We start from the raw sequence: 16647 nt of genomic DNA, 5'->3' as shown, positions 1-16647 counted from the left end.
CCAAGCCGGGAACGGCGATTGCTCGGCTAATCCGCCGCCGAGTCGCCGGCCGCCGTGCTGTCCGGCGGCCATCGACGGTGGCCGTTTGTGCGCTGCGTCGAACGCGGCGCTACCCTGAACAGGGAGGGCCCATGTACCTTACGGAAGAAGTGCGTATCGCGCGCCCGGCTGCCCGTCGCGCGCACGCCGCGGCGTTGCCGTCGGGCGGGCAGCTTGCCCGGCAGTTGACGGTGACGGTTCGCGCGGCGGACGTGCTGCTGCGCCAGGCGATTCGCGTGCCCGATCGCCATCAATGGTCGGTCGACGCCGAGCGCGTCGATGCGGCCGGCGGGCCACTCGCCGCGTGGGATTCCCACGTGACGTTCCGCATCGTCAAAGTATTCGCGCCGGCGTTCGATGCGCACGCGGGCGCGGCCGACCCCGATCAAGTGGCGGTCGAAATCAGATTGTTTCTGCCCGAACAGGCTTACGTCGCCGAGCGGCGCATCGGCATCTTCGGCCGACGGCACGGCCAACGATTCAGCGCGACGCTGTCGGTCACGGCAGGTTCGCAGTGGGGCGGCCGGCGCAGCGAGCGCGTTCCGCCGGCAGGGCGGCACGTGCACGGCGACACGCTGGAAGCGCTCGTCGATACGGTGGCCGGCATCGTCAATGCGGCGTTGGGTGCGGTCGGGCATGGCGCGAGCGGCCACGGATGACGCCGCGGCGAGCGGGCGCCGACGGGCTCAGGCGTCGCCGGTCTGTCCGGTCTGCCGTTGCAGGTCTTCCATCAATTGTTCCGCGAGAAAGTCGCACGGCGGCCGTTTCGACTTGGTGCTGCGCGCGAGGATCAGCTCGAGCGGCGGCAGGTCGGGCAACCCGTGCGAGCGGCCGAGCATCGACAGTTGCGCGGGAATCGCGCAGCGGGCGAGCGGCGCGACCGCGAGGCCGGCTTCGACCATGCTGAGCAGCCCGAGCAGGCTCGGGCTTTCATACGACGTGCGGTACGGCACTTTCGCACGTTCGAGGCTGCGGATCGCGTTCTCGCGCGCGACGCTGCCTGGCATGAACACCGCGATCGGCAACGGCCGTTCCTCCCAGACGCGCGGCCCGTTCGTCATCGCGGCCCACGCCATCGGCTCGTGGCGGATGAAGTCGCCGGTGAGCCCCTTGATGCGCGTCCCGCAGACGAGATCGACGGTGCCCTCCTTGATCAGCGGCGCGAGCGCGCTGCTCGGCAGCCCCATCACCTGAATCTCGACCTTCGGGTAGGTCGCGGAGAATTTCTTCAGCACCGACGGCAGCAGCGACGATGCATAGTCGTCCGGCACGCCGATCACGACCTTGCCGGTCACTTCCGGCCGCACCACGGCCGCCCATGCCTCGTCGCGCAGCGCCAGCATTCGTCTGGCGAATCCCAGCAGCACCTCGCCCTCGCGCGTCAGCACGATGCTGCGCGGCTTGCGCACGAACAGCGGCCGGCCGATCGCGTCTTCCAGGCTCTTGATCTGCATGCTCACCGCCGACTGCGAGCGGTTCACGGCCTCGGCCGCGCGGGTCATGTTGCCGGTTTCCGCGACGGCGACGACGGTGGCCAGCACGTCGTGATCGAGCATCTTCATGGGTATCAGGAAAACTGAACGTAACGATCAGCATTATGCGTTTTTATTGTTGCTATGTGTCTGCCATAGTGCGATCACGCTGGCGCTTCACCCGAGGGTGGCGCGGCGGTCGGGCCGGACGATCCGGCGCGCGGGACTGAACAGGAAAGCGTGGTGAATCGATGATGGACCATCCGTTGCGCGCCGCGCTGGCCGCGGAATTGCATGCGCGGCCGTTCCTGCGGCTCGCCGAAGCCGTGTCGCTCACGCATTACGCGATCTATGCGGACGGTCGGCCCGACATCCACGAAACGCTGCTGCACGCGCTGTGCCGCGACACGGGCATCGACGCGCCGCACGAAGGCGCGACGCACCATGCGGTGCAGTCGCCGTCCGGCTGGCACCTGAAGTGGGAGCGCCACACCGAATTCTCGACCTTCACGTTCGTCGCGCCGCGTCGCGACACCGGTTATTTCGACGATCTCGCGATCGAGGGCATCCCGGCCGCGTGGTTCGCGCGGCTGGCCGGCATCCGCTTCGTCGCGGTGCGGATGGAACTGCTGTCGGGCGACGCCGCGCGGCTCGTGTGCGGCGACCTGCGCCGTTGGATCGACGGCCCCGCGCTCGTCGGCAGCAGCGTGCTCGGCGGCGGCAAGGTGTTTTGCGACTGGCACGTGCGCGACGACGGCTTCATGCGTTTTCTCGTCGTCGACGAGGATTTTCGCGAGGAGCAGGGCGGCCGCCTGTTGCAGCGTCTGTACGAAATCGAAACGTACCGGATGATGGCGCTGCTTGCGCTGCCGGTCGCGCGCCGGATGAGTTGCGAGCTCGACGAAATTCACGCGGCGCTGCATGCGTCGATGCAGCGGATGGACGCGAGCGGCGCCGACGGCGACGACGCGGCGCTGCTGGTCAAGCTCACGCATCTCGCGGTGCGGGTCGAATCGTTGTCGGGATCGGGGGCGCGCTTCAGCGCGTCGCGCGCGTACGAAAAGCTCGTGCTGGCGCGCATCCAGGAATTGCGCGAGGAGCGTATCGAAGGGATGCCGACGATCGCCGAATTCATGGAGCGACGCTTCGCGCCGGCAATGGAAACGTGCCGCAGCGTATGGGCGCGCCACGAACAGATCGCCGCGCGGATCGCGCGTGCGGTCGACCTGCTGCGCACCCGCGTGAATCTCGCGCAGGAAAAGGACGTCACGCGGCTGCTGGCCGGCATGGAGCGCACCGCGCGCAACCAGCTTCATTTGCAGCACGCGGTCGAAGGGCTGTCGGTGGCCGCCATTTCGTACTACGTGCTGTCGCTCGCGACGGCGGTGTTCAAGGCGCTGCACGTGATGAACCTGCCGATCGATCCCGAACTGGCGGAAGGGCTGCTGATCGCGCCGGTCGTGTTCGCGGTGATCCACGTCACGCGACGCACACGTGCGCAGCTTGCGCGGTCCGAGTCGGCGCATGACGGTGAGCCCGCGCATGCGGTGGCGTTGAAGCGGGCAAGCTAGAACATCAACGACATATCAAAGCAAAGGAGTGGAGATGACTTTCATGCAAACGCGATTCGCACGCTTCAGCGGCATCGATGCCTTCGACGAACCGGTCCAGGACGAAACCGGCGCACCGGAAGACGTACGCGTGACCTCGTATCAGGCCGTGCTGCAGGAGCCGATGACGTCGCTCGTCGGCGGTACGCTCGATCGGCCGGATGTCGCGGCGGTGGCGATTCTCGGGTACAACTGACGCGCGTTCCGTTCGCGTCGTATCGACGTGACGCGGGCGTTTCGTTCGAGTGAAACGGCGTGGTCGTCGCGGCCTCACGGCGGCGTTTGCGATGGCGTGAGCGCATGACGCGCGCTATAGTCGTGCGACGCCCGCAGCGGGTGCTGCACGCCCGGCGGCCTATTCACGCACGCGTTCGCCCGATGACGCCCGATCCCGACGTCACCCTTCGACTGACCGACACCGGCCAGCCGGCCGCCCGAGACTTCATCAGCCGCAAGCTCGGCGAATTCAACCATGCGATGGCGGGGCGCACCGATGAGGCCGCGCTCGACGTCTACGTGACCGACCGCGCGACCGGCGAGGTATTGGGCGGTCTCGCCGGCCGGACGTCGCTCGGCCTGTTCTTCATCGACCTGTTCTATCTGCCCGAGTCGCTGCGCGGCGGCGGCTTCGGCAGCCGGCTGCTGCGCGAGGCCGAAGCGGAAGCGAAGCGGCGCGGTTGCGCACGTGCGGTGCTGTACACGATCTCGTTCCAGGCGCCGGATTTCTATCGGAAGCACGGTTACGAGACGTTCGGCGAAGTGCCGTGCGAGCCGGAAGGCGCGGCGCGCGTGTTCATGGTCAAGGTGCTTTGAGCGCGTTTTCCGGGCAACGGGTTTGTTCGCGACATCTACAAGGCCGGCAATCTCGGCGATTTCGATGCCGCGCCGGCCGCCGGCCTGTGGATCCTTGAAATCCAGATCGCCCACCCGACGCGGCCGTTCGGCGCGTTTTACGAAGACCTGCTCGTATAAGCGCGGCGCCCGGCGACGCGCGCCATGAACGCGCGCCGGCCGGGGGCCTTGGACAATGGCGGTACCGCCGCGCGCTCAGATGCTGATCGCGACGGGGCCCGCGAGCGGCGTGTAGCCGTCGTCGAACAGATACCACGCGTCGTACTGGCCCGACGCCAGCGTGCTGTTCGCAGTGGACGAGAACAGCAGCGAGCCCGTGCTTTTGGGCAGGTACGCCCACGACTTGTAGTTGCCCTTGGTCGGCTGCGCGCCGCGCGCATAGATGCCAACCCAGTTCTTCGGGCTGTGGCGCCACGGCGGCACGAGGTAGTCGAATCGCAGCGTGCCGTACGACGCCCCCTGCGACGCCAGCGTCGCGACGAATTTCCCGTTCGTATTGCCGATGGCCGAATCCGTCAGCAACGCACCGGATTGCGCTTGCACGCAGCCGGCCACGCGGCGCAGGAAATTCGGGTCGTTCGCGTCGCGTATGCTCGCGTCGTACCAGCCGGCATCCCCATACCACGTGACGGCTCGGGTCGCACCGGCGGGCACGCTCACGGACTGCGCCGTATTCATTCCGTACGCGTTGTCGACGAGCTGGAACGTCGTCGCGCTCGAACCGGTGGAGTTGTCGAGCGTGATCTGCACGTTGCCGTTCTGCACGTCGTAGCAAAGGCTGACTTCGGCTCTCGATCCCGTGTTTCCCGACGCGCCGATGTTGCCGCGGAACGTTTGCAGGAACCCGTTCGGGCCGTAGATCGAATAGTCGTAGCCGCCACCCGAATTCAGTGCGAGCGCGTCCGACAGGGCAGCGCACGCACTCGTGCCGGCACCGATCGTGTATTGACGCGGGATCGTGCTGGTACCGTCGACCCACGCCTGCAGATGCACGCCGGCCGCGCCGGTGTTGGTCATCGTCAGCGCGAGCGTCTTGCCGGACCGGTTGACCTTGCCCTGGACGAAGAACTCGTATGGCAGCCGGCAGGCGCCGTTGCGGCCGGCCGTCTGGGCCGGCACCGCCGTCGTGGTGGGGTAGGGGATCAGGACCGTCGAGCCGTTCGGATCCATGTTGCTGGCGGGCCCCGGGATCGCCGGAATCGTCTGGTCGGGATTCGCGAAATCGAATGCCGACGTGAGATCGCCGCATACCGTGCGCCGCCACGGCGTGATGTTGGTTTCCTGCAGTCCGAAGCGCGCTTCCAGAAAGCGGATTACCGACGTGTGGTCGAAGACCTGCGAATTGACCTTGCCGCCCTTCGACCATGGCGAGATCACGAACATCGGCACACGCGGGCCGAGTCCGATCGGCACGTCGCCGCTGGCCGATCCGTCCGATGCGCCACCGCCGCTGGCGACGAATTCCGCCGCCGTCGATACGGTCGACTGGCCGGTGCCGGCGTAGGCGCTCGACGGGACGGCCGGCGGCACGTGATCGAACAGGCCGTCGTTCTCGTCATACATCACGAGCAGCACCGTGCTGGCCCATACCTTCGGATTCGACGTCAGCGCGTTGAGGACGTTGCTCACGTACCATTCGCCGCCGCTCGCGGCCCACGACGGATGTTCGCAATATGCGTAAGGCGCGGCGATCCAGGACACCTGCGGCAGCGTGTCGTTCGCGACGTCGGCCTGTAACTGGCTGAAAAGATTCGTGTCGTATTCCTTACCGCCCCCGGCTGGATCGATCTGCGTGCCGTTGAGCGCCGGCGCGAGCGGATCGTTTGCGCCGAGGTTCTGGTACTGCTTGAAGTTCAGGATGACGTTGTCGCCGTAGTTGCCGTTCCACCACAGATCCTTGCTGGAGCCGTTGTATTCGCCGTAGCCGTGGCCGGAATCCAGTCCGTTGCCCTTGTCCTGGTAGAACTTCCACGTGACGCCGGCCGCGTTCAATCGTTCCGGCACGGTGGTCCACCCGGTGCCGGTCATCGTGTTCGTCGTGTACGGCGAATAGCCGGCGACGTTGCCGCAGCATCCGGTCCACAGATACAGGCGGTTCGGGTCGGTCGGGCCGAGCATCGAGCAGTGGTAGCCGTCGCACACGGTGAATGCGCTCGCCAGCGCGTAGTAGAACGGAATGTCGTTCTGCGTGAAGTAGTACATCGTGCCGGTGGTCTTCGCCGCGACCCAGTTGTCATAGCGGCCGCTGTTCCAGGCACTGTGCGTACCGTTCCAGCTGTGATCGAGATCGCCGTAATAGGTGTCGCCGTTCGCCACGCCGGCGGGCGGGGTCGGGTTGAACGGGAACACGTAGGACAGCATCCAGGGCTGGCGCCACACCGGATAGCCGCTCGAAATCACGACCGGCCGAGGATCGCCGAAGCCGCGCGCGCCGCGCAGCGTGCCGAGATAGTGGTCGAACGACCGGTTTTCCTGCATCAGGATGACGACGTGCTTGACGTCCTGAAGGGTGCCGGTGACGGTCGCCGCCGGAATCGACTGCGCGCGCAGGATGCTCTCGGGCAGCATGCCGGTGACCGCGGTGGCGCCCGCGAGTTTCAGCGCATCGGCCAGGAACTGGCGTCGTGTCGTGGATTTGTTTTGCATGATCGCTCTTTGTCGTGAATTGCCGGTCGGACTCGCCGGATGCGGCCGTTCGCCGCGCGGTGCGCGGGCTTTTGCCCGTTTTCCGCTACCCGGCCATGGGGCCTGCGTCGGTCAGTGACACGCGCTCGCGCAGTGCAGGACCGGCGCGGATGCCGAACCTGGTGCCGATGCGCGGACGGCGGCTACGTTGCCCGCTGCACCCGAGTCGCCGTCGCCGCAGCCGGCCAGCGTGCACAGGAGCGCGATCATGAAAATGCCGCGCCAGTGCGGAAAGCGGCTTTCCGACGGGCGAGGCGGTACGACATGCTTCCGATCCATTTCGAATCGGATTACTGATTGATCGAGACTGGTGCTGTGTGCTCCGAATTTCATTACCCCTCCAGATATGAAATGGACAGCAGAGAATATCGCCCGAATCAGAACAACTTCATGACAGGCCACCCGCGCGTGCCTGCAACGTGCGAAAGCCGCGCGTCGGGATTGGTGGCGACCGGATGCGTGACGTAGTCCAGCAGCGGCACGTCGTTGATCGAATCGCTGTAGAAGTAGGTCCGTTCGAAATCAGACGGCGCGTAGCCGAGCGAATCCAGCCATGCGGTCGTGCGCACGATCTTCCCTTCGCGGAAACTCGGCACGCCGATGCTGCGCCCGGTGAATTGCCCGCCGGGCGTGCCGTCGTCGGTATCGAGCTCGATGCCGAGCAGATGCTCGATCCCGAATTCGGCCGCGATCGGCCCGGTCACGAAGACGTTGGTCGCCGTGACGATGCAGCAGAGATCGCCGTTTTCGCGATGCCAGTCGACCAGCGCACGCGCCTGCGGCGTGATCGCCGGCCGGATCACTTCGTCCATGAACTGCGCATGCCAGCGTTCGAGCTGCGCACGCGGATAACGCGTGAGCGGCGCCAGCGTCACCGCGAGATACGCGTCCATGTCGAGCGTGCCGGCCGCGTAATGGCCGTAGTGCTCGTCGATCAGCGCCGCATGCTCGTCGTCTTCCTGCCAGCCGACCCGGGTAATGAAGCGGCTCCAGGCCTGGTCGCTGTCGAGCGGCAACAGCGTGTGGTCGAGGTCGAACAGCGCGAGATTCTTGTGCATGTGGGGTTCCTGGTATTGCGTGCTTACGCGCCGATGAGTTTCTCGATCGCGTCCCTGGCGTTTTTCCCGTCGATGGTCGTGACGCCGTCGAGCCACTTCGACAGCACGCCGGGATTCTTCTTCGCCCATTCCTTCGCGACCGCGACCGGATCCGCGTGATTCATGATCGGCACCATCAGCTGGTTCTCTTCGTCGGTCGTGAATTTCAGATTGGTCAGCAGCCGGCCGACGTTCGGGCAGCGTTCGAGATAGCCGGGCGTGACGAGCGTGTAAACCTTCGCCGATCCGTAGTTCGGGCCGAACACGCTGTCGCCGCCGTCGAGATACGAAATCTTGTAGTTGAGGTTCATCGGGTGCGGTTCCCACGCGAGGAACACGATCATCCGGTGCTCCTGCACGGCGCGCGTGACCTGAACGAGCATCCCTGCCTCGCTCGATTCGATCAGCTTGAAGCCGCCGAGCCCGAATTCGTTCTTGTCGATCATTCGCTGGATCAGCGCGTTGCCATTGTTGCCGGCGCCGATCCCGTAGATCTTGCCGTCGAGCTGGTCGCGGAATTTGGCGATGTCGGCGAAGTTCTTGAGACCCTTGTCGGACGCGTATTGCGGCACGGCCAGCGTGTAGCGCGCGCCGATCAGGTTGGGCTGCGGCAGCTGGTGCACGGCGCCGGCGTCCACGAACGGCTTCACCGTCGGCGTCATGCTCGGATCCCAGTAGCCGAGGAACGCGTCGATCTGCGCCTTCTTCACGCCGGCCAGCACGATCGGCGGCGATGCGATCGTCTTGCTGGCCTCGTAGCCGAGGCCGTCCAGCAGCATCATCGCGACGCCGGTGGTGGCCGCGATGTCGCTCCAGCCGACATCGCCGAGCGTCACCTTCTTGCAGACGTCGCCCCCGGATGCGTGAACGGGGGCCGTCGCAAGCGTTGCCAGCAGCGTTGCGGCCAGTATCCATGCCTTTTTCATCATGTTGGTCTCCTAAGCAAGAGTTTCGGATCGGATTGCCTGATGGATCCGACGATCGATCGTATTGATCGGATGAAACGAACGAACTTCGGTCTAGCCATGTTGATTTTCGTACCGTATATTAGAAAGCACAAAATCGCAAGATCGCACAAAAATACAACTTGCCGGTCGTGGATGCGACGGCAAGTGAGCGAAGGCAGGAAAAGTCGGGCGGCGGTCCGGACGGGCCGTGCTTCATCAAGTGGATAGGCAAAGCAGGGAGATTTCGAATGATCAGTCAGCTGGAAATCATTGCCCGCCTGCTGCTGGCGGCATTGCTCGGCAGCATCGTCGGTATCGAACGCGAGCGGCTGTCGTGGGCGGCCGGCTTGCGCACGCACATGCTGGTGGCGGTGGGTGCCGCGCTCGTGATGGTCGTCTCGGCGTTCGGCTTCGCCGATATCCAGGACGCGAAGAACGTATCGCTGGACCCGTCGCGGGTCGCCGCGCAGGTCGTGTCGGGCATCGGCTTTCTCGGCGCCGGCTCGATCATGCTGCGCGGCGAGATCATCCGCGGCCTGACGACCGCGGCGAGCCTGTGGGTCGTGGCGGCGGTCGGGCTGGCCGTCGGCGGTGGCATGTACGTGGCCGCGATCGCCGCGACGGCGATCGTGCTGGCGATCCTGGCCGGCCTGAAGCCGATCGAGAAACGCTTCTTCGCCGCGCGGCAGCGTTGGGGCGTGCGCATCCTCGCGAGCCGCGGCGCCGTGAAGCTGACGTCGCTGCAGGCGATGCCCGGCATCGATCAGGCGCGCATCGTCCAGTTCATCATCGAACAGGATGACGCCGAGCCGGACGACGACCGCATCCACGTGGTTTTTTCACGGATGACGAACGCCGAGTTCCAGGCCGTCCGTCAATCCCTGCAGACCCTCGTCGGCATCAAAAAGATGGAGGAGAGCGCAGCATAGATCGCCGTTCGAATAACATTGACGTTCACTCCGAGGACATTTCATGTGGCAAGAAGAGCGATATCAGAGGATCCGGCTTCTGTTATCGAAGATGCAGCGCGTCTCCACCGACCGGATCATGGCCGACCTGAACGTGTCGCGGGAAACCGTGCGCCGTGATCTCGTCGATCTCGAGGCGCTGGGGGAACTGAAGCGCGTGCACGGCGGCGCGGTGCAGGTGGGCGACGAAGCGCCGATCGCCGAACGCGCGCAAACGCACGTCAAGGCGAAGCTGGCGATCGCCCGCGCGGCGGCCAGGCTGGTCACGGGCTCGCAGACGCTGTTCATCGATGCAGGCACGACCACCACGCTGCTGGCCGAGGAGTTGTCGAAACTGTCGGGCCTCACGATCGTCACGAACTCGATCGATGTCGCGCTGAAGATGCGTTCGAGCGACCCGGGGCAGGCGAAGAACGAAACGATCCTGCTCGGCGGGATGATCGGCAGCCGTGCGGCCGCGACGGTCGGCGACGGCACGGTCGCCGAAATCTTCCGCTATCGTGCCGACCTCGCGTTGCTGTCGCCGGTCGGCGTCGATCACGTCAGAGGCGCGACGAACTACGACCGGATGGAAACCGAAGTGGCGCGCGCGATGGTGAGCAACGCGGCGGACGTGGCGATCCTGGCCGATTTCAGCAAACTGGGCACGAACAGCCGGATCAGCTTCTGCGAGCCGGCGCGGATCGGCACACTGGTGACGGACCAGAAGGCGGAATCGGTTAGCGGCTTCAAAAGCATCAGGAAGGTCATCAAGAATATCGTGCTGTCATAGCGCCGGAAGGCGCGCGGCACGATCGGCTGCCGTTATGCCCTCCATGCGGCGCGCATTCCGCCCACCGGTTTTTTCCTGGCGTAATATATCCGCCGATACATCGAAGGCGCGCCGTCCGGCGGGCCGTGACGGAGGCGGGCGATGGAGATGGCAGGGACGGCGGCGCCTTCGGCGCATCAGACGGCGGCGGGCTCGATCGCGCTGACGGGCGCATTCGTGCGGCCGATGACGGTGACGCTCGACGATCTGCGTCGGCACGCGAGCGCAATGGCCGAACCGTTCGACCTGCGCTGCTTCACGACGAACCGCTTCATCCGCTCGGTCGCGCCGTATCGAGGTGCGCGGCTGAAGGACCTGCTCGACGCGGCCGGCCTGCGCAACGACGAGCCGGGCGACTTCAAGCGCACGGTGTTCATCGCACATGCGCACGACGGTTATGCGGTCACGTTTTCGTGGCATGAACTGTTCAATACGCCGGTCGGCGAGCACGTGGTCGTCGCGTTCGAATGCGGCGATGCGCCGCTATCGATCGACGATGGCGCGCCGCTGCTGTTCTCCGGCGCCGACTTGCTGCCCGCGCCGCGTCACGTGAAGCGGCTGGCCGGCATCGTCGCGCGCGTGCTCGAGGTCTGAGCCGGCACGCGTGCCGGCGGCGTTTGCCGCGTCGGCCATCGTGTATGCTTGCCCGCATCGTTTAAACGGCGGGACAACATGAAGACTTCGGCACACCCCAAGCCAGAGGTGCGATTCAGGATGCGCATCCAGCAGGCCGACACGATCGCGCTCGGTCCGGGCAAGGTCGCGCTGCTCGAGGCCGTGCACGAGCACGGCTCGATTTCGGCGGCGGCGCGCAGCCTGAAGATGTCGTACCGGCGCGCGTGGCTGCTGATGGACGAGCTGAACCGCTCGCTGAAATCGCCCGCCACGATTTCAGAGCATGGCGGGCAGAGCGGGGGCGGCAGCGTGCTCACACCGGTCGGCGAGGAGATCATTCGCCTCTATCGCGGGATCGAGGCGCGCGCGTACGCGGCCTGCGCGGACGAGATCGCCGCGCTCACGAAGATGGTGCGCCGCTGAAGGATGCGTCCGGTCGGGTCTTGCCTACCCGTGCCGCAGGCAGAAGCGCGGCGTGCCGCCCGTGGACGCATCCGGCGACATGACGTCACGCGCTTGCGCATCGAGCCGCCCGATCAGTTCGACGAAGCTGGCGACACTGGCGGTCCGCAGCGGGTAGTACGCGATCCGGTGGCGTTCGCAGATGCGCTTGAGCAGGTTCATCGAATCGTGGTCGACGCAGTCGACCGGGAACACGACCAGGTGCGCGCCCGGTAGCGCGGCGGCCAGCAGGCCCTTGCGATCCTCGATGCCGCCGTCGTGCATCGTCACGTCGCCGCCCGACGCCTCGACGATCCGCCGGATCGCGCGGTTCGAACCGGGCCGCCCGCCGACATAGACGATGCGTTTGCGCCGAAGAATCGACAGCGTGTCCATGGCCGGTTCGGCCGGATCGTCCGTCGACGCCAGCACCGCCTGTTCGAGCGCGCTCGCTTCGGCGCGCAGCGTTTTCACCCTCGCCATCAGGTCGTCGAGCCGCGCGCGCATCGCGCGGGCGCTTGCCTGTTCCGCGGCAACCCGCTGCTCGGCCGCCTCGCGGCGGCTCGTGTGCAGCGCGAGCCGTTCGTCGCGCGCGGCCAGCGCTTCGCGCAATTCACGCACTTCGTCGCGCAACACGGCGTCGTCGGCCAGCGGCTGGGCGTTCCGGCGCGCGTGGATCGCATCCAGTTCCTGCTGCGCCGCGTCGCGCTGCGTGCTCATCTCGTGCAGGCGCGCCTGCTGCCTTTCGATCTTCGCGTGCAGCGCGGCATTCTCTTCCTCCAGCGCGACCAGCCGCCGGATATCGGCGCGATTGGCCGCGCCGACCAGGTGCGACAGCATGTGCAGATCGCCGAACGCGGCCTGGCGCACGCTCATCGTCGTGCGCGGATGCGTCATCAGCGCCCAGTACGCGGGCGGAATGTCGCCGTTCTTGAGGGCTTCCTTCCAGCGCGCGAGGAGTTCGTCCGCATCCTTCGCGCTGTCGAACGCGCGTATCGCGCCTGCATAGCGCTCGTCGAGCGCCTTGTGCAGCGCCTTGCCGCCGGCCGCGCCTTCGATCGCGAGCTCGACGGCCGCGTGGTGGATTTCCAGGTCGGTCGCGCGCCGGCGGTCGAGATCGGTGAATTTCGGCACGAGCTTGCGCAGTTCGTGCGTGGTCAGGCAGGTGCCGATGATCGAGCAGTGCAGATGCGAATCGAGCTCGAACAGGCGCGTGCGGCGCCTCAGCTCAGCCTGTTGCGCACGGGACGGCGCGCAGCATGCGTCGATCCGCGCGCCGGTTCCCGCGGACGGATGGCCGGCGGACGACGGGAGGTCCGTCATGCGGGCAAGGCGAAAGGGCGGAGCGTGCATGTTGACCTCTATCCGGCGCGGTCGGACCGGAGACGGATGCGCGAAAGATTTGCGAAATATACCACGGAATATAACGAGAGAAATTCCGGGGAAATCGCGGAGAAAGGCACGGTGGCGCGCTCAGCAGAATGCGGTTGAACGGTCGGTGCGCGGCAGTGCGGCCGGGGCCGGCAGCGGCGCTGCGGGTGAAACGGGGAGTGACGCCGGCGCGTGGTGTTCCATCACGGACTCGACGCACAGCCCGACGAACAGCACGTCGACATGCTCCAGCGCGGCGACCGCGTCGCGCATCGCGGCCGGGTCGTTGCTGAATGAATCGGAGAACACGTCGTCGCGCGTGCGTTCAAGGCGGTGCGCGTGTCCGATCGCCCGTTCGAGATCGGGCAGGTGCGTGAAGCGTGCGGCGCGTGCGTCAGCTTCGAGCGTCGACAGCAACTCGCGAAAACCCATCGCGGACAGTGCATCCTCAGGCGCGGTTGCGTTGCGCGCGGCCGAGAACATCCGGATAAAGCGCACGACGCTGCCGCGCAGGCGCCGAAATGCGTCGACGACATCCGTGACCTGCTGCGCACGCGCGTCGCTCGACAACGGCTTGAGCGCACTGATCTTGCGCGCAAGCGGCTGTTCCCGTGCGGCGCGCAGCGGGGCGAGATCCGTCGGCATGCGGGTCATGTCGTTTCTCCGGTGTGCAGGTATCGATATATTCTACGGTATATATCGATAAGGCAAAAAAGGGCCGTCTCCATTTTCCGAGGGAAGCTATCGGCCGATGGTAGAGGAGAACGGCCGCGCGAAGATTCTGAAGTCGCAACGTTTGCATCGGTGGGTCTCGATGCGAGTGTCGCCGCGGCACCGACGCGGCGCAGCCGAAGGCTCAGGTCAGCCGGAGACGGCGGGCTGACCGGGCCGCAGCGCGCCGTCGTGCGATCCGGCGGAAGGGAATGACGTCGCGGCCGAGCCCCACGCGGCGAGTTCGCGCTTCGTGCGCACGCCGAGCTTCGCGAATGCGCGCTTCACGTACGACTCGGCCGATGCCACGCGTACGCCGAGAATTCCGGCGGTTTCCGGCACGGTCTTGCCGGAGAGCAGGTGCTTGCAGGTTTCGTATTCGCGCTTCGACAGCTTCACGCCGTCGGCCGCGAGCCGCGCATCGAATTGCGCGAGCGGATGGACGTCGGGCGTCGCGTGCGCGATGCGCCGCGCGGCGGTGGTCGACGCATGCAGTTCGAGCAGCGGAAACAGCATGTCGCTGATGTCGCGGAAGCGGTTCATCTCGGCGAGCGTGAACGGTGGCCGGCCGCGGCCGCGCTCCAGTGCGATCGAATGTTGCGAATAGCGCGTGCCCCGCGCGAGCACGCATTCATGCCCGATATGCACGTCGTCGAATAGCCGCTGGCGGAATTCGCCGGGCGGGATCGCCGCGATGTCGCGCACCACCAGCATCGTGCCCGTCTTGCCGCGCAGCCCCGCGAACAACGGGTCGCTGTCGAGAAAGCGCTCGTAGTAGAGCATCATCACGTCGGAGATTTCGGCGGATGCGGCGCCGATGCCGCTGCTGCCGATCCATTCGCAACGGTAGCCGGTGGGCATCGTGCCGTCGACGCGCGAACGTTCGACGTGCGCGACGTCGAGCGGCACGATGTGGTTCAGCAGTTGCGTGAGGCGCGGCACGAAGTGCGGCGTGCCGACCGTCTCGATCAGCTCGCCCAATGCCTTGAACGATACGTCGAAGCGATCGTTGTTGCGGTGCAAGGAGTTCACGTTGAGCAGCATGCGGTTACCAAGGGGCTGTTTCGCCCATCGCGCGCGTTCCGCCGATACGAAAAAAAGCATGGGTGGGGCCGGCCATCGGAGCGGCCGACCGCAAGTCCATCGTCAGCGGGAGCAGGCCCTTGAAGCGGTTGGATTCTAGCGCTTGCCGCGAGGGACGTCATCAGGGGGAAATACCGGCAGGCGTCCCGCCGATCCGTTCGCCCCGTAAAACGTCGCGTGTCATTCCGAAGAGGGCATACCGGGGCAGTGTAGACGAGTCGCCGCGTCTGGGCCTTTTTCAATCGAACAGCAAACGATTCCGATGACTACCGTGATCACGGACATCCTGCCGCCACGCGCACGCATGGGTGAATTCAAGACGCTCGACATTGGGAGAGACGAAAGCGACTGGCGGCCGATCTGCGCACCGTCGGAATCGATACCGATACATGTGCGCCCGATTGCGCGGCCGGCCATCCTCACGACCTCGCGCGTGACGCGTTGCGGCGGTCGTGACACCGCAAGGGAGCAGCGATCGAGCAGGGCGGCGCAAACGTGCCGCCCTTGTGCGTTCATGCGTCGATGCGCTCCACCTTGCCGACGAGCAGCCCATACGACAGGCTGCCCGCAAGCGCCATCGCGGCGATGTAGGTGATCGCGCGCGAGAAGTCCGCGCCGTCGACGAGCAGCCCGATCACGATCGGCGTCGCGATCGCGGACAGGTTGCCGATCAGGTTGAATACGCCGCCCGTGAGGCCGAGCAGCCGCGCGGGCGCGAGTCCCGACACGAGCGACCACGTGATCGACGCGAAGCCGTTGCCAAAGAACGCGATCGTCATGAACGCGATCACCCAGCCGGTGGAGCTCACGTAGTTCGCGCCGATGATGCAGGTCGAGATCAGCAGCCCCGAGATGATCGGCAGCTTGCGCGCGAAGCCTTGCGACGCGCCGCGCCGCATCAGCCAGTCCGACAGCACGCCCGAGCACAGCACGCCGACGAACGCGGCGAGGAACGGCAGCGACGCGAGGAAGCCCGACTTGATGAAGTCCATCCCGCGATACTTGACGAGGTAGGTCGGGAACCACGTGAGAAAGAACCACAGCGTCGAGTTCAACGCGAACTGGCCGAGGTAGATGCCCCACAGCTTGCGCCGGCCGAGCACGACGCCGAGGTCGCGCCACGTCGACGGTGCGCGTTCGCTGCGCGCCGCGACGCGGTCCTCGAGATCGACGAGGCCGCCGCCGTCGCGGATCAGCGCGATTTCGGCCGCATTGACGCCGCGAAACGCGCGCGGCTCGCGATACACCGCATACCAGATCGCGGCCCATGCGATGCCGGCGAGACCGGTCGCGACGAACACCATGTGCCAGCCGAGATGCACCTGTAGCCACGCGAGCACCGGCGTGAGGAACGCGAGGCCGACGAACTGGCCCGACGTGTAGCCGCCGATCGCGCTGGCGCGCTCGCGGGTCGGGAACCACGTCGTCACCACGCGGTTGTTGATCGGGTAGGCCGGCGCCTCGAGCGCGCCGACCGCGAGGCGCAGCACGATCAGCCCGACGAACGAGCCGGCGAAACCGAGCAGCAGCGTCGCGGCCGACCACAATGCGAGCGCACCCGCATACAGCACGCGCGGCGACACCTTGTCGACGAGCCAGCCGCCCGGAATCTGCATCAGCGCATAGGTCCAGCCGAACGCGGAGAACACGAGGCCCGCGCGGACCGGATCGATGTTCAGTTCCTTGAACAGCTCGGGCGCCGCGATCGACAGGTTGCTGCGGTCGAGATAGTTGATCACGACGGTGACGAACAGCAGCGCGAGGATCAGCAGTCGCTTGCGGCTCGGTGGCGTGGCGGGGGTTGCAGCCGCGGTTGCGCGGGCGGCGGATTCGGACGAGGCTCCGGTGTGGGCGGACGGCCGCTCCGGCGGGTTGGCATGGGTGCGTGACGCGGATTGGGCCACGGTCGTCTCCTGTGTTCTATGCGCCGGCCGGCGCTCGCGAA

16 protein-coding genes and 1 pseudogene are annotated in these 16647 nt (G+C 66.3%); 9 read left to right on the top strand and 8 right to left on the bottom strand.

What is annotated here, in order from left to right; translation table 11 throughout:
* Positions 1-131 precede the first annotated feature (131 nt).
* Positions 132-698: a hypothetical protein gene (locus HWX09_RS24735; RefSeq protein WP_027782170.1), complete on the top strand. Its 567-nt coding sequence runs from the start codon at positions 132-134 to the stop codon at positions 696-698.
* 27 nt (positions 699-725) lie between these two features.
* Here HWX09_RS24735 and HWX09_RS24730 read toward each other — a convergent pair whose 3' ends face one another.
* A complete protein-coding gene (locus HWX09_RS24730) occupies positions 726-1601 on the bottom strand; it encodes a LysR family transcriptional regulator (protein ID WP_027782171.1) in 876 nt (291 codons plus the stop codon).
* Between the two features lie 161 nt (positions 1602-1762).
* On the opposite strand from HWX09_RS24730, the gene HWX09_RS24725 reads away from it, so the two are divergent.
* From HWX09_RS24725 to HWX09_RS34010, 4 genes and pseudogenes are all read left to right on the top strand, one after another.
* Positions 1763-3082, top strand: coding sequence for a DUF3422 domain-containing protein (locus HWX09_RS24725; RefSeq protein WP_027782172.1), 1320 nt, complete (start codon positions 1763-1765; stop codon positions 3080-3082).
* Positions 3083-3116: 34 nt separating this feature from the next.
* Positions 3117-3317 carry a hypothetical protein gene (locus tag HWX09_RS24720; protein ID WP_027782173.1) on the top strand — a complete coding sequence of 67 codons (201 nt, stop codon included), beginning with the start codon at positions 3117-3119 and terminating at the stop codon, positions 3315-3317.
* A gap of 182 nt (positions 3318-3499) precedes the next feature.
* Positions 3500-3934, top strand: coding sequence for a GNAT family N-acetyltransferase (locus tag HWX09_RS24715; protein WP_027782174.1), 435 nt, complete (start codon positions 3500-3502; stop codon positions 3932-3934).
* A gap of 33 nt (positions 3935-3967) precedes the next feature.
* Positions 3968-4093 (top strand): annotated as a pseudogene (locus tag HWX09_RS34010) ((Fe-S)-binding protein); the annotation flags it as partial.
* A gap of 75 nt (positions 4094-4168) precedes the next feature.
* Here HWX09_RS34010 and HWX09_RS24710 read toward each other — a convergent pair.
* From HWX09_RS24710 to HWX09_RS24700, 3 genes are all read right to left on the bottom strand, one after another.
* Positions 4169-6619, bottom strand: a complete 2451-nt coding sequence (locus tag HWX09_RS24710) for a phospholipase C, phosphocholine-specific (RefSeq protein WP_027782175.1) — start codon at positions 6617-6619, stop codon at positions 4169-4171.
* 416 nt (positions 6620-7035) lie between these two features.
* Positions 7036-7716: an HAD family hydrolase gene (locus HWX09_RS24705; RefSeq protein ID WP_027782177.1), complete on the bottom strand. Its 681-nt coding sequence runs from the start codon at positions 7714-7716 to the stop codon at positions 7036-7038.
* A gap of 23 nt (positions 7717-7739) precedes the next feature.
* Complete coding sequence (locus HWX09_RS24700; RefSeq protein ID WP_027782178.1) at positions 7740-8681, bottom strand: choline ABC transporter substrate-binding protein; 942 nt, start codon at positions 8679-8681, stop codon at positions 7740-7742.
* Between the two features lie 269 nt (positions 8682-8950).
* Between HWX09_RS24700 and HWX09_RS24695 the strand changes: the two genes are divergently transcribed.
* From HWX09_RS24695 to HWX09_RS24680, 4 genes are all read left to right on the top strand, one after another.
* Positions 8951-9631 (top strand): MgtC/SapB family protein, encoded by a 681-nt coding sequence (locus HWX09_RS24695; protein ID WP_027782179.1) that lies wholly within the window; start codon positions 8951-8953, stop codon positions 9629-9631.
* Between the two features lie 43 nt (positions 9632-9674).
* Positions 9675-10442, top strand: coding sequence for a DeoR/GlpR family DNA-binding transcription regulator (locus tag HWX09_RS24690; protein ID WP_027782180.1), 768 nt, complete (start codon positions 9675-9677; stop codon positions 10440-10442).
* A 141-nt stretch (positions 10443-10583) separates the two neighbouring features.
* A complete protein-coding gene (locus HWX09_RS24685) occupies positions 10584-11075 on the top strand; it encodes a molybdopterin-dependent oxidoreductase (RefSeq protein WP_027782181.1) in 492 nt (163 codons plus the stop codon).
* A 120-nt stretch (positions 11076-11195) separates the two neighbouring features.
* Positions 11196-11519, top strand: coding sequence for a LysR family transcriptional regulator (locus tag HWX09_RS24680; RefSeq protein ID WP_027782182.1), 324 nt, complete (start codon positions 11196-11198; stop codon positions 11517-11519).
* Positions 11520-11543: 24 nt separating this feature from the next.
* On the opposite strand, the gene HWX09_RS24675 is transcribed toward HWX09_RS24680, so the two are convergent.
* The 4 genes from HWX09_RS24675 to HWX09_RS24660 all read right to left on the bottom strand — a co-directional run bounded on the left by HWX09_RS24675 (position 11544) and on the right by HWX09_RS24660 (position 16606).
* A complete protein-coding gene (locus HWX09_RS24675; protein ID WP_027782183.1) occupies positions 11544-12890 on the bottom strand; it encodes a DUF2325 domain-containing protein in 1347 nt (448 codons plus the stop codon).
* A 120-nt stretch (positions 12891-13010) separates the two neighbouring features.
* Positions 13011-13562 carry a hypothetical protein gene (locus tag HWX09_RS24670; RefSeq protein ID WP_027782184.1) on the bottom strand — a complete coding sequence of 184 codons (552 nt, stop codon included), beginning with the start codon at positions 13560-13562 and terminating at the stop codon, positions 13011-13013.
* 207 nt (positions 13563-13769) lie between these two features.
* Positions 13770-14663 (bottom strand): helix-turn-helix transcriptional regulator, encoded by an 894-nt coding sequence (locus HWX09_RS24665; protein WP_027782185.1) that lies wholly within the window; start codon positions 14661-14663, stop codon positions 13770-13772.
* Positions 14664-15214: 551 nt separating this feature from the next.
* Complete coding sequence (locus HWX09_RS24660; protein ID WP_027782186.1) at positions 15215-16606, bottom strand: MFS transporter; 1392 nt, start codon at positions 16604-16606, stop codon at positions 15215-15217.
* Positions 16607-16647 lie beyond the last annotated feature (41 nt).

The organism is Burkholderia sp. BCC1208 (genome assembly GCF_902833095.1).
Classification (GTDB): domain Bacteria; phylum Pseudomonadota; class Gammaproteobacteria; order Burkholderiales; family Burkholderiaceae; genus Burkholderia.
This window is presented reverse-complemented; position numbering and strand designations above follow the sequence as displayed.

Excerpts from the sequence above, each read along its gene's own strand:
- HWX09_RS24735 (WP_027782170.1), top strand. The coding sequence starts at position 132 with ATGTACCTTACGGAAGAAGTGCGTATCGCGCGCCCGGCTGCCCGTCGC.
- HWX09_RS24730 (WP_027782171.1), bottom strand. The coding sequence starts at position 1,601 with ATGAAGATGCTCGATCACGACGTGCTGGCCACCGTCGTCGCCGTCGCG.
- HWX09_RS24725 (WP_027782172.1), top strand. The coding sequence starts at position 1,763 with ATGATGGACCATCCGTTGCGCGCCGCGCTGGCCGCGGAATTGCATGCG.
- HWX09_RS24720 (WP_027782173.1), top strand. The coding sequence starts at position 3,117 with ATGACTTTCATGCAAACGCGATTCGCACGCTTCAGCGGCATCGATGCC.
- HWX09_RS24715 (WP_027782174.1), top strand. The coding sequence starts at position 3,500 with ATGACGCCCGATCCCGACGTCACCCTTCGACTGACCGACACCGGCCAG.
- HWX09_RS24710 (WP_027782175.1), bottom strand. The coding sequence starts at position 6,619 with ATGCAAAACAAATCCACGACACGACGCCAGTTCCTGGCCGATGCGCTG.
- HWX09_RS24705 (WP_027782177.1), bottom strand. The coding sequence starts at position 7,716 with ATGCACAAGAATCTCGCGCTGTTCGACCTCGACCACACGCTGTTGCCG.
- HWX09_RS24700 (WP_027782178.1), bottom strand. The coding sequence starts at position 8,681 with ATGAAAAAGGCATGGATACTGGCCGCAACGCTGCTGGCAACGCTTGCG.
- HWX09_RS24695 (WP_027782179.1), top strand. The coding sequence starts at position 8,951 with ATGATCAGTCAGCTGGAAATCATTGCCCGCCTGCTGCTGGCGGCATTG.
- HWX09_RS24690 (WP_027782180.1), top strand. The coding sequence starts at position 9,675 with ATGTGGCAAGAAGAGCGATATCAGAGGATCCGGCTTCTGTTATCGAAG.
- HWX09_RS24685 (WP_027782181.1), top strand. The coding sequence starts at position 10,584 with ATGGAGATGGCAGGGACGGCGGCGCCTTCGGCGCATCAGACGGCGGCG.
- HWX09_RS24680 (WP_027782182.1), top strand. The coding sequence starts at position 11,196 with ATGCGCATCCAGCAGGCCGACACGATCGCGCTCGGTCCGGGCAAGGTC.
- HWX09_RS24675 (WP_027782183.1), bottom strand. The coding sequence starts at position 12,890 with ATGCACGCTCCGCCCTTTCGCCTTGCCCGCATGACGGACCTCCCGTCG.
- HWX09_RS24670 (WP_027782184.1), bottom strand. The coding sequence starts at position 13,562 with ATGACCCGCATGCCGACGGATCTCGCCCCGCTGCGCGCCGCACGGGAA.
- HWX09_RS24665 (WP_027782185.1), bottom strand. The coding sequence starts at position 14,663 with ATGCTGCTCAACGTGAACTCCTTGCACCGCAACAACGATCGCTTCGAC.